The 13921-nt window shown below is 54.7% G+C and carries 11 protein-coding genes; 7 read left to right on the plus strand and 4 right to left on the minus strand.

From position 1 onward, the window contains the following. Window positions 1-6: 6 nt before the first annotated feature. The 4 genes from accB to msrP form a co-directional block, all read right to left on the minus strand. The gene (accB, locus tag O3S68_RS12945) at window positions 7-477 is read right to left on the minus strand and encodes an acetyl-CoA carboxylase biotin carboxyl carrier protein (RefSeq protein ID WP_020455472.1); all 471 of its coding nucleotides are present in this window, start codon (window positions 475-477) and stop codon (window positions 7-9) included. 21 nt (window positions 478-498) lie between these two features. Further along, window positions 499-951, minus strand: coding sequence for a type II 3-dehydroquinate dehydratase (gene aroQ, locus O3S68_RS12950; RefSeq protein WP_020455471.1), 453 nt, complete (start codon window positions 949-951; stop codon window positions 499-501). A gap of 235 nt (window positions 952-1186) precedes the next feature. Then, window positions 1187-1786, minus strand: coding sequence for a protein-methionine-sulfoxide reductase heme-binding subunit MsrQ (msrQ, locus tag O3S68_RS12955; RefSeq protein WP_020455470.1), 600 nt, complete (start codon window positions 1784-1786; stop codon window positions 1187-1189). After that, window positions 1787-2788: a protein-methionine-sulfoxide reductase catalytic subunit MsrP gene (gene msrP, locus O3S68_RS12960; protein ID WP_269231698.1), complete on the minus strand. Its 1002-nt coding sequence runs from the start codon at window positions 2786-2788 to the stop codon at window positions 1787-1789. Between the two features lie 289 nt (window positions 2789-3077). Here msrP and csrD point away from each other — a divergent pair, with 289 nt between their 5' ends. From csrD to yhdP, 7 genes are all read left to right on the plus strand, one after another. After that, complete coding sequence (gene csrD, locus O3S68_RS12965) at window positions 3078-5015, plus strand: RNase E specificity factor CsrD (RefSeq protein WP_020455468.1); 1938 nt, start codon at window positions 3078-3080, stop codon at window positions 5013-5015. Window positions 5016-5320: 305 nt separating this feature from the next. After that, on the plus strand, window positions 5321-6364 hold the full coding sequence (gene mreB / locus O3S68_RS12970; protein WP_006818047.1) for a rod shape-determining protein MreB: 1044 nt from the start codon (window positions 5321-5323) through the stop codon (window positions 6362-6364). 64 nt (window positions 6365-6428) lie between these two features. Next, window positions 6429-7427 (plus strand): rod shape-determining protein MreC, encoded by a 999-nt coding sequence (mreC, locus tag O3S68_RS12975; RefSeq protein WP_017457289.1) that lies wholly within the window; start codon window positions 6429-6431, stop codon window positions 7425-7427. Then, a complete protein-coding gene (gene mreD, locus O3S68_RS12980) occupies window positions 7427-7915 on the plus strand; it encodes a rod shape-determining protein MreD (protein ID WP_020455466.1) in 489 nt (162 codons plus the stop codon). The genes mreC and mreD overlap by 1 nt, the downstream gene beginning before the upstream one ends. A gap of 7 nt (window positions 7916-7922) precedes the next feature. Beyond that, window positions 7923-8516, plus strand: coding sequence for a Maf family protein (locus O3S68_RS12985; protein WP_020455465.1), 594 nt, complete (start codon window positions 7923-7925; stop codon window positions 8514-8516). Further along, window positions 8506-9975 carry a ribonuclease G gene (gene rng, locus O3S68_RS12990; RefSeq protein WP_017457292.1) on the plus strand — a complete coding sequence of 490 codons (1470 nt, stop codon included), beginning with the start codon at window positions 8506-8508 and terminating at the stop codon, window positions 9973-9975. Before O3S68_RS12985 ends, rng begins: the two co-directional genes overlap by 11 nt. A 55-nt stretch (window positions 9976-10030) precedes the next feature. Beyond that, a complete protein-coding gene (gene yhdP / locus O3S68_RS12995) occupies window positions 10031-13840 on the plus strand; it encodes an AsmA2 domain-containing protein YhdP (protein WP_269231699.1) in 3810 nt (1269 codons plus the stop codon). The last annotated feature ends 81 nt before the right edge of the window (window positions 13841-13921 follow it).

Here is a 13921-nt window from a genome sequence, read left to right on the forward strand (position 1 = left end):
CCTCGTTTACTCGATGACGACCAGCGGCTCGTCAAATTCAACCGGTTGGCCACTTTCAACCAGAATGGCTTTCACCACGCCTGATTTATCGGCTTCGATCTGGTTCATCATTTTCATGGCTTCAACGATGCACAGGGTATCGCCCACGTTGACTTTCTGGCCGATTTCGATAAACGCTTTCGCGTCCGGGCTCGGGGTGCGATAGAAGGTTCCGACCATCGGGGAACGTACGATGTGACCACTGATTTCCGCTGCGGCTGCAGGGGCTTCCGGCGCTGCGGCAGTTGCGACAGCGTTAGACAGGGCTGGTTGCTGTTGCATCATCGGCGCAGCATAAGCCTGCTGCATCACCGGGAAGCCAGCATTCGGCGCGCTGCGGCTGATGCGCACAGACTCTTCGCCTTCAGAAATTTCCAGTTCGGAGATGCCTGATTCTTCAACCAGCTCGATCAGTTTCTTAATCTTACGAATATCCATGAGTGGGTTCCGTACTCTTGTTTAGTGTGATTGTGACAGGCGTTTTACCGCCGTCTGTAAAGCGTATGAATAACCTTCCGCACCCAGCCCGCAAATAACGCCTTCGGCGATATCTGACAGATACGAGTGGTGGCGGAATGGCTCCCGCGCATGCACGTTGGTCAGGTGGATCTCGATAAACGGGATGTCGACTGCCAACAATGCGTCGCGGATAGCAACACTGGTGTGCGTAAACGCGGCCGGATTGATCAGGATGAAGTCCATAATGTCTTTAGCCTGATGAATACGGTCGATGATTGCGTACTCCGCGTTTGACTGAAAATGCGCCAGTTCCACATCAAGCGCTGCCGCTTCGGTGCTCAAACCGTTAACAATCTCGCTGAGCGTAAGCGTGCCGTACTTATCCGGCTCGCGGGTGCCAAGCATGTTCAGGTTCGGTCCGTTCAAAACTAATATGTGGAACTTGCCAGCCATTGTGCCGCTATCTCCTGCGATTCTCGGGTAAAAAACAAAATATACCTTCGATTCGCGATTGTCACCTTTTCAGAGGCTAAAAACCCCTGTCAGGAAAACCAAAGTCGCACATTATAACGATTTCGTAGCAATTGGCAGCTAAATACTGGTCTTATCAGGGAAGATTATCAACCACCGCCCGGAATCTGGCGGTGAATGATAGTAGATCTGCGGAGAACTGCACACAATGAGCGTGTTAACGCCACCATTGGCGAAACTTCTTATAGCGCCACGCTAACAGCCCAATCGCGGCGGCAGCGTAAAGGATCGGCTGCGGTGACAAGATTTTCACCGACCAAAGGTAGTGAATCGGTGCGAGGATCGCCACCAGATAGACGAAATTGTGTAGTTGTTGCCAGCGTTTTCCCAGCTTGCGCTGCGCCCATTGCGTTGAGGTCAACGCCAATGCCAGCAAAATCAGCCAACTTACGGCACCCAGCGTTAAATAAGGGCGCGTTACCAACTCTTGTCCTAATAATGAAAGATTATTAATACCCAGTTCCAGCAAGGTGTAGCTGGTCAGGTGCAGCGTCGCCCAGGCAAAGCACCACAGCCCCAGCAAACGCCGGGTTCTGATCAATAAAGGTTGTTTCGCGTAGCGTGCGAGCGGTGCTACCAGCAAACTGGCGAGCAGGAATTTAAGCGCCATTCTGCCCGTAAAATGCTGGATGTCTTTCGCCGGATCGGCGCTGAAATAGCCCTGATTCGCCGCCCAGAAAAGCCAAAGTAGAGGCAGCAGACCCGCCAGATGCAATGCGACTTTTAACCATGTCACCTGTTTTGCCGTTAAGCGCACTCAGAAATTCTCCCGCAGATCTAACCCGTGATAAAGCGAAGCCACTTCTTCAGCGTAGCCATTAAACAGCAGCGTTGGCTGACGTTTTACATCCAGCGCGCCGCCGGATCCAATAAAACGTTCCGTTGCTTGTGACCAGCGTGGGTGATCCACATGCGGGTTCACGTTGGCGTAGAAACCATATTCATCGGGCGCGGCAAGGTTCCAGGTGGTCGGCGGTCGTTTACTGGTGAGCTTGATACTGACTATCGATTTGATGCCTTTAAAACCATATTTCCACGGCACAGTCAGGCGGATCGGCGCGCCGTTTTGCGGCGGCAGCGCTTTGCCATACACCCCGACAGCAAGCAGCGTGAGCGGATGCATCGCTTCATCTATACGTAGCGCTTCAACATACGGGTATTTAAGGCCACCGCCGATAAATCGGTCTTTTTGCCCCGGCATCTGATCCGGTGCGTAAAGTGTCTGGAACGCGACATATTTTGCGTTGCTGGTGGGTTCAACTAACGCCAGCAGTTTATGCAGCGGGAAGCCGATCCACGGCACCACCATCGACCAGGCCTCTACGCAGCGCATCCGGTAGATTCGCTCTTCCAGCGGGAAACGCGAGGTCAGCGCCGCGTGGTCGAGGGTTAACGGTTTCGCCACTTCACCATCAATGGTCAGTGTCCAGGGATCGGTTTTCATTCCCCCGGCGTTGGCGGCAGGATCGGCTTTATCGAGGCCAAATTCATAGAAGTTGTTATAGCCGGTGACTTTCTCTTCCGGTGTCAGCGGGAGAGAGGCTTTCCACTGCGCAGGTTGCGTAAAATCGAGCGGTTTTCCTGATGGCGCTTTTGGCCGGTCATGGCCTTTAAACCAGTCCAACAGATCGGCCCGCGCGCCGGGTGCCAGGGTCAATGCCGAGGCGCTAATTCCCAGCATTTTCAGCACCTGGCGGCGCTGTAACATAAAAACGGATTCCGCAGTGACATCGGCTTCAGTTAGTTTTTTCTTCATCACATCCTCCGTTAGTCTCTCGTCAAGCATGGTGTAAGCGAAGCGTGAGCGCGAGCATGAGTGTGTTACCAAACATTGTAAATAGTCAGGTTAAGACATTTTTCAGGCTTATTGATTGTTGGCAAAAAATTTCTGAGGGCTATACTCGCAGATATGAAACGCGGTGCCAGTTTTCCCTGCCGCCTCCACGCTATCCCGGGACGCGGGTAGACACCAAAGTTAGCACTTACTTCAATGACGTAACCCTGAGCGGTATCGTTTCGTTCTTTATACAAGCGGAGTTAACACAAGGATGCGATTAACGACGAAATTTTCAGCTTTTGTGACGCTACTGACAGGGCTGGCGTTTTTCGTCACCCTGATTGGATGTTCACTGAGCTTCTATAACGCGATTCAAAATAAGGTTGCCAATCGTGTGGAAGCAGTGGCGGCAATTATTGATACGCGCTTGATCTCAACGCCGGTTTCCCGGCTGTTGCCGCAGCTTGATGAATTAATGGTGCCGGTAGACATTATTGAGATTCAGATTAAGCAAGGCCAGCGCACGGTGCTCAGTTATTCGCATAACGGAAGTTATCGTCCGGCGGGCAGCAACTATCAATATCGGGAGCTGCATATTCCCTCCCTGAAAAATCCCGGTTTCACCTTTACGCTGGTTTACCAAGATCCCATGGCGAACTACTTTCGTTCGTTGTTAACCACCGCGCCGCTGACGGTGGCGATCGGTTTTATGATTGTGATCCTCTTTCTCTCCGTTCGCTGGTTGCGGCGACAGCTTTCCGGGCAGGAACTGCTGGAGACACGCGCGACGCGGATCCTCAACGGCGAGCGCGGGCCGCAGGTTCGCGGCAGCATTTATGAGTGGCCATCACGCACCAGCAGCGCGCTGGATGTGTTGCTGACCGATATCCAGTTTGCCAGCGATCAACGTAGCCGCATGGATACGCTTATCCGCTCCTATGCGGCGCAGGACAAGCGAACGGGCCTCAATAACCGTCTGTTTTTTGATAACCAGCTCGCCACGCTGCTGGAAGATCAGGAAAAGGTGGGTTCGCACGGCGTGGTGATGATGATCCGTTTGCCGGACTTTGATCTGCTGCGCGATAGCGGCGGAACCACCACCGAAGAGTATCTCTTTACCCTCATTAATCTGCTTTCTACTTTTATTATGCGTTATCCCGGCGCGTTACTGGCTCGCTACCATCGCAGCGACTTCGCCGTACTGCTGCCGCATCGCACATTAAAGGAAGCGGAGAGCATCGCCGGGCAGATCCTGAAAGCAGTGGACGGGTTACCCCCAAATAAAGCGCTGACCCGCGAAGACATTATGCACATTGGTATTTGTGCCTGGCGTAGCGGGCAAGCCGGTGTGCAAGTCATGGAGCATGCCGAAGCCGCAGCGCGCAACGCGGTGTTGCAGGGCGGAAACAGTTGGTCAGTGTACGACGACACCTTGCCGGAGCAAGGGCGTGGAAATGTGCGCTGGCGGACGCTGATTGAGCAGATGCTGAGCCGCGGCGGGCCGCGCGTGTATCAGAAACCGGCGATCAACCGTGATGGCCAGGTTCATCACCGCGAGCTGATGTGCCGCATTTTCGACGGCGAACAAGAAGTGATTGCCGAAGAGTATATGCCCATGGTGCAGCAGTTTGGCCTGGCTGAAGAGTATGACCGCCTGCAGGTGACGCGGCTGATTCCTTTTATGGGTTTTTGGCCGGAAGAAAACCTCGCCATGCAAATAACAGTGGAATCATTGATCCGTCCCCGTTTTCAACGCTGGCTACGCGATATATTAATGCAGTGCGAAAAATCTCAACGTAAACGGATTATTTTTGAACTTGCTGAGGCGGATGTTTGTCAACATATCAGCCGGTTACAGTCGGTGGTGCGTTTAATCAACGCATTAGGCGCCCGCGTGGTGGTAAATCAGGCGGGTCTGACGTTGGTGAGCACCAGTTGGATTAAAGCGTTGGATGTTGAGTTATTAAAGCTGCATCCGGGGCTGGTCAGGAACATTGAAAAGCGCACCGAAAACCAGCTTCTGGTGCAGAGCCTCGTGGAAGCGTGCAAAGGCACGCGAACGCGAGTTTTCGCGACCGGTGTTCGCTCTCGTGGCGAATGGCAGACGCTGGTGGAACGGGGTGTTGCGGGTGGGCAGGGCGATTTTATCGCGGCTTCCCAACCGCTCGATACCAATGTGAAAAAATATTCGCAAAGATACTCGGTTTGAACTGCTGTTTAAGTCGTTTTCACGTAGAATAATGCGCGCTGCCATGTTTGGGGGTGTGCGTGCCTGCCCGCCGGATTATCGCAGTGAACAAAGCCGGTTTGTCCTTATGAAAAACTGCAAACGCAACAGACTGGAAGATGGGCTTTTTTTACTTCCGGGCAGAATCATGTCGTTTTGCAACAAAGGAAACAAACTGCACTAATTTTCACCGTAGCAGATGATTCTTATGCCTTGTCGCTGCTACGTGTGGTTGGTAAAGTAAGCGGATTTTGTTTCCGCCCCAGCTTTCAGGATTATCCCTTAGTATGTTGAAAAAATTTCGTGGCATGTTTTCCAATGACCTGTCCATTGACCTGGGTACCGCGAATACCCTGATTTATGTAAAAGGACAAGGCATCGTACTGAATGAGCCTTCCGTGGTGGCCATTCGCCAGGATCGTGCCGGTTCACCGAAAAGTGTGGCCGCAGTCGGTCATGAAGCGAAACAGATGCTTGGTCGTACGCCGGGCAATATCGCAGCCATCCGTCCGATGAAAGACGGCGTCATCGCCGACTTCTTCGTGACCGAAAAAATGCTTCAGCACTTTATCAAACAAGTGCACAGCAACAGCTTTATGCGTCCGAGCCCGCGCGTTCTGGTTTGTGTGCCGGTTGGCGCCACTCAGGTTGAACGCCGCGCAATTCGTGAATCCGCGCAGGGCGCTGGTGCTCGTGAAGTGTTCCTGATTGAAGAACCGATGGCGGCTGCAATTGGGGCTGGCTTACCGGTTTCTGAAGCGACCGGTTCAATGGTGGTGGATATCGGTGGTGGTACCACTGAAGTTGCCGTTATCTCCCTGAACGGCGTGGTTTACTCCTCTTCTGTTCGTATTGGTGGTGACCGCTTCGATGAGGCGATCATTAATTACGTTCGTCGTAACTACGGCTCCCTGATTGGTGAAGCGACCGCAGAACGTATCAAACACGAAATTGGCTCTGCTTACCCGGGCGATGAAGTGCGTGAAATCGAAGTGCGTGGCCGTAACCTGGCTGAAGGTGTTCCGCGTGGCTTCACGCTGAATTCCAACGAAATTCTGGAAGCGCTGCAGGAACCGCTGACCGGCATCGTGAGCGCAGTGATGGTTGCGCTGGAACAGTGCCCGCCGGAACTGGCTTCTGATATCTCTGAGCGCGGTATGGTATTGACCGGTGGTGGCGCGCTGCTGCGCAACCTTGACCGCCTGTTGATGGAAGAAACGGGTATTCCAGTTGTAGTTGCAGAAGATCCACTGACTTGCGTAGCGCGCGGCGGCGGCAAGGCGCTGGAAATGATCGACATGCACGGCGGCGACTTGTTCAGCGAAGAATAGTCCGCGTCAGATGCGAAGCGGATAGTCGCTTCGCATCTGTCTGGCCTGAGAATACGCAAAGCCTATGAAGCCAATTTTTAGCCGTGGCCCGTCACTGCAGATTCGCCTTTTCCTGGCGGTTGTGGTGGCGCTCGGAGTCATTATTGCCGACAGCCGCCTCGGTACGTTCAGTCAAATCAGAACGTACATGGATACTGCCGTCAGTCCTTTCTATTTTATTTCCAATGGTCCCCGCGAATTATTAGATAACGTTTCCCAGACGTTGGCCTCGCGCGACCAGCTTGAGCTTGAAAACCGGGCATTACGTCAGGAACTGCTGCTAAAAAACAGTGAACTGCTGATGTTAGGGCAGTACAAGCAGGAGAACGCGCGCCTGCGTGAACTGCTGGGCTCTCCGCTGCGTCAGGATGAGCAGAAAATGGTGACCCAGGTGATCTCGACGGTTAACGATCCTTACAGCGACCAGGTGGTTATCGACAAAGGCAGTGCGAACGGGGTGTACGAAGGCCAGCCGGTGATCAGCGATAAAGGCGTTGTCGGGCAGGTGGTGGCGGTAGCGAAACTGACCAGCCGCGTCCTGTTGATTTGCGATGCCACTCATGCGCTGCCGATTCAGGTGCTGCGCAACGATATCCGCGTGATTGCCGCCGGTAACGGCTGCACAGACGATCTGCAACTCGAACATTTACCGGCGAATACGGATATTCGTGTTGGCGATGTGCTGGTGACATCAGGTCTGGGCGGGCGTTTCCCGGAAGGGTATCCGGTTGCGGTGGTCTCGTCGGTTAAGCTGGATACCCAGCGTGCTTATACCGTGATTCAGGCGCGTCCAACCGCAGGCCTGCAACGTTTGCGTTATCTGTTGTTGCTGTGGGGCGCGGATCGTAACGGTACTAACCCAAGAACACCGGAAGATGTGCATCGTGTGGCGAACGAACGTCTGCTGCAGATGATGCCGCAGGTACTTCCTTCTCCTGATGCGATGGGTCCGCCTGCGCCAATGCCCGCTCCGGCGACTGGCATTACGCAGCCGCCGCCGCAAGTCTCTCCGGGAGGGCAATAGTGGCAAGTTACCGTAGCCAGGGGCGCTGGGTTATCTGGCTCTCGTTTTTAATTGCACTGTTGCTTCAAATCATGCCCTGGCCGGATGACATCATTGTCTACCGGCCAAACTGGGTATTGCTCATTTTGCTTTACTGGATCCTCGCGCTGCCGCACCGCGTAAATGTTGGCACGGGTTTCGCGATGGGTGCCATACTGGATCTGATTAGCGGATCCACCCTCGGTGTACGCGCGCTTTCGTTAAGCATTGTCGCCTATCTGGTCGCACTGAAATTCCAGTTGTTCCGTAATCTGGCGCTCTGGCAACAGGCGCTGGTGGTGATGCTGTTGTCGCTGGCGACAGAAGTTATTGTCTTCTGGGCGGAGTTTCTGGTTATTAATGTTTCGTTTAAACCAGAAATTTTCTGGAGCAGCCTGGTCAATGGCGTGCTCTGGCCGTGGCTCTTCCTGTTAATGCGTAAGATCCGCCAGCAGTTTGCGGTGCAATAAGGCGTTTATGACTGATATCTGGCTTGCTTCCGGTTCTCCTCGTCGCCAGGAGTTGCTCACCCAACTGGGCGTCACTTTCACGCGTATTGTTCCGGGTATTGAGGAACAGCGTCAGGCGCAGGAGAGCGCCCGCCAGTATGTGTTACGCCTCGCGCGCGAAAAAGCGCAGGCCGGTGTGGCGATGGCCACAAGCGATCTGCCAGTGCTGGGCGCGGACACAATCGTCATATTTAATGGTGAAGTGCTTGAAAAACCAAAGGACTCCTCGCATGCTGCCAGTATGTTGCGCCAGCTTTCCGGGCAAACACATCAGGTGATGACGGCGGTTGCGTTGGCAGATAGCCAGCATGTGCTCGATTGTCTGGTGGAAACAGAAGTGACTTTCAGAGTGTTATCGGAAAAGGATATCGCCGATTACGTCGCCAGCGGGGAACCGCTGGATAAAGCCGGTGCTTATGGCATTCAGGGGCTGGGTGGCTGTTTCGTGAGAAAAATAAACGGTAGTTATCATGCCGTTGTGGGTTTACCGCTGGTGGAAACCTGGGAATTGCTGAGCAATTTTAACGCACTGCGCGAGGGAAAAGATAATCATGACGGCTGAATTGTTGGTCAACGTTACTCCATCGGAAACACGTGTCGCTTATATTGACGGCGGCATCCTGCAGGAAATTCACATCGAGCGCGAAGCACGGCGCGGGATAGTAGGCAATATCTACAAAGGTCGGGTCAGCCGGGTTCTGCCGGGCATGCAGGCGGCTTTTGTAGATATTGGTCTGGAAAAGGCGGCGTTCCTGCACGCCTCCGACATTATGCCGCACACCGAATGCGTTGCCGGGGAAGAGCAGAAAAACTTCACCGTGCGCGACATCTCCGAACTGGTCCGCCAGGGGCAGGATTTAATGGTGCAGGTGGTAAAAGATCCGCTGGGTACTAAAGGTGCGCGCCTGACCACGGATATCACACTGCCATCCCGTTACCTGGTCTTTATGCCGGGCGCTTCGCATGTCGGCGTTTCCCAGCGTATTGAGAGTGAAGCCGAGCGTGAACGCCTTAAGCAGGTCGTTGCGGCGTATTGCGATGAGCAGGGCGGTTTTATTATCCGTACTGCGGCTGAAGGCGTGTGTGAAGAAGATCTCGCCTCCGATGCGGCGTACCTCAAGCGCGTCTGGACGAAGGTGATGGAGCGTAAAAAGCGCCAACAAAGCCGCTGCAAACTGTACGGAGAATTGGCGCTGGCGCAGCGCGTGCTGCGCGATTTCGCCGACGCTCATCTGGATCGTATCCGTGTGGATTCGCGTCTGACGTTTGAAGCGCTGCTGGAGTTCACGGCGGAATACATTCCTGAGATGACCAGCAAGCTCGAACACTACAGCGGCCGTCAGCCGATTTTCGATCTTTACGATGTGGAGAATGAAATTCAGCGCGCGCTGGAGCGCAAAGTGGAACTGAAATCGGGCGGCTATCTGATCATCGATCAAACCGAAGCGATGACCACCGTTGATATCAACACTGGTGCGTTTGTCGGCCATCGCAATCTCGACGACACCATCTTCAACACCAACATTGAAGCCACGCAGGCCATTGCCCGCCAGCTGCGCTTACGCAATCTGGGCGGCATTATCATCATCGATTTTATCGATATGAATAATGACGATCATCGCCGTCGCGTGTTGCACTCGCTGGAGCAGGCGCTGAGCAAAGATCGGGTTAAAACCAGCATTAATGGTTTCTCCCAGCTTGGTCTGGTCGAGATGACGCGCAAACGCACTCGCGAAAGTGTGGAACATGTCCTCTGCAATGAATGCCCCACTTGTCATGGACGCGGCACCGTTAAAACGGTGGAAACCGTGTGCTATGAAATCATGCGCGAGATCGTTCGCGTGCATCATGCTTATGATTCCGATCGTTTCCTGGTTTACGCTTCCCCGGCGGTGGCGGAAGCGCTGAAAGGTGAAGAATCGCACGCGCTGGCGGAGGTGGAAATCTTCGTTGGCAAGCAGGTAAAAGTGCAAATCGAGCCGCTCTATAATCAGGAGCAGTTTGACGTAGTAATGATGTAATTTGCAGCGTGCTGCGACATGAGCGGGTCTGGGTTTGGTTGACAAGGAGAGAGGCGTGAGGCGACTGCCGGGGATATTGCTGCTTACAGGCGCGACGCTGATTGTTATCGCGGCGCTGCTGGTAAGTGGGCTGCGCCTTGTCCTGCCCCATCTGGATAGCTGGCGCGAGCCCATTCTGGCGCGTATCACCGCACAAACCGGCGTTCCTGTCTCGGCCAGCCAGATACAGGCGCGCTGGGAAAATTTCGGTCCTGAACTGGATGTGCGCGATATTAACGCGACGCTGCCCGATGGCGGCGAGCTGTCGGTCAAACGTGTGACGCTGGCGCTGGATGTCTGGCAAAGCCTGCTGCACATGCGCTGGCAGTTTCGCAATCTCACCTTTTATCAGCTGGTCGCGCATAGTAATACCCCGCTACAGCGCAATGACACCGGCGAACCTATCACCACGGATCGCATCAGCGATCTGTTTTTACGCCAGTTCGATCACTTTGATCTGCGCGACAGCCGCATCAGTTTCTTAACGCTCTCCGGGCAGCGCGCTGAGCTGGCGATCCCGCAACTTACCTGGCTTAACGGCAACGATCGTCACCGTGCGGAAGGGCAAGTCAGCCTGTCGAGCCTCACCGGTCAGCACGGCATTATGCAGGTACGCATGGATCTACGCGACGACAACGGGCTGTTGAATAATGGCCGCGTGTGGTTGCAGGCGGACGACATTGATGTCAAACCCTGGCTCGCCAAATGGATGCAGGATAAGGTCGCGCTGGATACCGCGCGCTTCAGCCTTGAAGGCTGGATGACATTAAGCAAAGGCGTGGTGGAAAGCGGCGACGTATGGCTGAAAAAAGGCGGTGCCAGCTGGCAGGGCAATAATACGCAGCACCGCATGACGGTGGATAATCTTACCGCCCATGTCTCTCGTCAGCAGCAGGGCTGGCAGTTTGATGTACCAGTAACGCGTATCGCAATTGATGATCACCCCTGGCCGCAGGGCGCGCTGAGTTTTGCCTGGGTTCCGGCACAGGAAGTGGGCGGTGCCAGCAGCGTGCGCAGCGATGAATTGCGCGTACGTGCCAGTAACCTTGAGCTCAGTGGCTTAGAGGGGCTGCTGCCGATTGCGCAGAAAATCTCACCGGAACTGTATGACATCTGGCATACCATGCAGCCTCGCGGCAAGCTGGAGCAGCTGGCGCTGGATATCCCTTTGCAGGCGACAGAAAAAACGCGCTTCCACGCGCAGTGGCAGGATATTGCCTGGCAACAGTGGGAACTGCTGCCTGGTGTTGAACATCTCAGTGGAACGCTTGCCGGCAGCCTGGAAAACGGGCGCTTAACCGCTGATATCGCGCAGGCGAAGATGCCGTATAAGACGGTATTCCCCGAACCGCTGGAGATTGAAAAAGGCGTTGCCACGCTGAACTGGCAGAATAACGAACACGGCTTCCAGTTGGATGGGCGCAATATCGACGTTCAGGCTAATGCTCTGCGCGCACGCGGTGATTTCCGCTATCTCCAGTTGCAAGGTGATGAGCCCTGGTTAGGTATCCTGGCCGGCATCAATGTGACAGATGCCGGGCAAGCCTGGCGCTACTTCCCGGAAAATTTGATGGGTAAAGAGCTGGTAGCGTATCTGAGCTCGTCGATCAAAGGCGGGCAGACGCAAGATGCCACGCTGCTGTTTGGCGGTAATCCTAAGCTCTTCCCGTTTAAGCACAATGAAGGCCAGTTTGAAGTTGCGGTGCCGCTGCGCAACGCGACTTTTGCTTTCCAGCCTGACTGGCCGGCGCTGCAAAACCTCGATATCGATCTCGACTTCCTCAACGACGGCTTGTGGATGAAAAGTAGTCAAGTGGCGCTGGGTGGTGTAACGGCCAGCAACCTGACTGCCAACATTCCGGATTACGTCAAAGAGAAGCTGTTAATTGATGCCGACATTAACGGGCCGGGCAAAGCCGTTGGGCCCTATTTCAAAGAGACGCCGCTGCACGATACGCTGGGTAGTGCGCTGGATGAGCTGCAAATCGATGGTGATGTAAGCGCTCGCTTACATCTTGATATCCCGCTGGACGGGGAGCAGACCGTCGCCAAAGGTGACGTGGCGCTGAACAACAACAGCCTGTTTATCAAGCCGCTTAACAGCACACTGAAGAACCTCAGCGGCAAATTCAGTTTCGAGAACGGTACGCTGAAAAGCGAACCACTACAGGCAACCTGGTTTAACCAACCGGTGAACCTCGATTTCTCCACCACCGAAGGGGATAAAGCCTATCAGGTGGCGGTGAATCTCAACGGAAACTGGCAACCGGCAAAAACCGGCGTTTTACCCCCACAACTTAATGATGCGCTGCGCGGCAGCATCGCATGGAAAGGCGATGTCGGCGTAGAGTTGCCGCACCGTGGCGGCACTACTTACAAGGTCAATATTGACGGCGATCTGGGCAGCCTTGCCAGCACGTTACCGCCGCCGCTGGATAAACCCGCAGGCAAAGCGTTGCCGCTGAAGGTGAAGGTAGAAGGGAACCTGCACAGTTTCGATTTAACCGGTAATGCCGGTGGTAACAACCATTTTAACAGCCGCTGGTTGCTGAATAATAAGCTGACGCTCGATCGCGGGATCTGGACCTCGGACAGCCGTACGTTGCCACCGCTGCCGGATCAGGCCGGGCTTGAACTCAACTTGCCAGCAATGAACGGCGCGCAGTGGCTGGGTCTGTTCAGGCAGGGCGTGGCAAATAATGTCAGCAGTGCAACCACCTTCCCGCAGAGCATTACGCTGCGTACGCCAGCCCTGACGCTGGGCGGGCAGCAGTGGAATAACCTCAGCATTGTTTCGCAGCCGCAAGATTCGGGTTCGACCATTGAAGCGCAGGGGCGTGAAATCAGCGGTACATTGACGATCCATGATAATGCGCCGTGGCAGGCCGCGATCCGCTACCTCTACTACAACCCGTCGAACACGGCACCGAATGATGATGACATCTCTTCCCCTTCAACGCTGTTGCGCGGTCAGACTCGGATCGATTTTACCGGCTGGCCGGATTTGCAACTGCGTTGCGCAGAGTGCTGGCTGTGGGGGCAAAAATATGGTCGCATCGATGGCGATTTCGCCATTCAGGGCGATACGCTGACGCTGGCGAACGGCCTGGTGGACAGCGGCACTGCGCGGCTCACCGCCGACGGTGAATGGGTCAACCGTGAAGGCGCGGAGCGTACTTCACTGAAAGGCGTGCTGCGCGGCGAGAAAATTGATTCTGCGATGGGCTTCTTTGGCATACCGACACCGGTGCGTGATTCGTCGTTTGATATTAATTATGACCTGCACTGGCGCAGCACTCCGTGGCAACCGCAGGAGGAGTCGCTCAATGGCATCCTGCGTACGCGTCTTGGCAAAGGCAAAATTACCGATATCAGCACCGGCCATGCCGGGCAGTTGCTGCGCCTGTTCAGCGTCGACTCGCTGTGGCGTAAATTGCGTTTTGATTTCAGCGATACCTTCAGCAGTGAGGGGTTCTGGTTTGATTCCATTCGCAGCACGGCGTGGATCAAGGATGGTGTGCTGCATACCGACGATACGCTGGTGGACGGTCTGGAAGCGGATATCGCCATGAAAGGCTCGGTGAATTTGGTGCGCCGCGAGCTGGATATGGAAGCGGTGGTTGCGCCAGAAATTTCCGCGACTGTCGGTGTGGCGGCGGCCTTTGCCGTTAACCCGATTGTCGGTGCGGCGGTGTTTGCCGCCAGCAAAGTGCTGGGGCCTCTGTGGAACAAAGTCTCGATTCTGCGCTACCGCATTACCGGCCCGGTCGATCAGCCGCAAATCAACGAAGTCCTGCGCCAGCCGCGTACGGACAAAAAGCAATGATTTGACGGCATCGGCGAATTGCCTCAAGCTCCTTATATCGCACTTTTTATTGTCCGCTGTGGCGGCAACGACGAGAAAAAA

It is taken from the genome of Kosakonia sp. SOY2 (assembly GCF_027109175.1).
In the GTDB taxonomy this organism is placed as follows: Bacteria; Pseudomonadota; Gammaproteobacteria; order Enterobacterales; family Enterobacteriaceae; genus Kosakonia.

Bases quoted from the DNA above. Each gene is read 5' to 3' on its own strand.
- accB (WP_020455472.1), bottom strand. From the start codon at position 477: ATGGATATTCGTAAGATTAAGAAACTGATCGAGCTGGTTGAAGAATCA.
- aroQ (WP_020455471.1), bottom strand. From the start codon at position 951: ATGGCTGGCAAGTTCCACATATTAGTTTTGAACGGACCGAACCTGAAC.
- csrD (WP_020455468.1), top strand. From the start codon at position 3,078: ATGCGATTAACGACGAAATTTTCAGCTTTTGTGACGCTACTGACAGGG.
- mreB (WP_006818047.1), top strand. From the start codon at position 5,321: ATGTTGAAAAAATTTCGTGGCATGTTTTCCAATGACCTGTCCATTGAC.
- mreC (WP_017457289.1), top strand. From the start codon at position 6,429: ATGAAGCCAATTTTTAGCCGTGGCCCGTCACTGCAGATTCGCCTTTTC.
- O3S68_RS12985 (WP_020455465.1), top strand. From the start codon at position 7,923: ATGACTGATATCTGGCTTGCTTCCGGTTCTCCTCGTCGCCAGGAGTTG.
- rng (WP_017457292.1), top strand. From the start codon at position 8,506: ATGACGGCTGAATTGTTGGTCAACGTTACTCCATCGGAAACACGTGTC.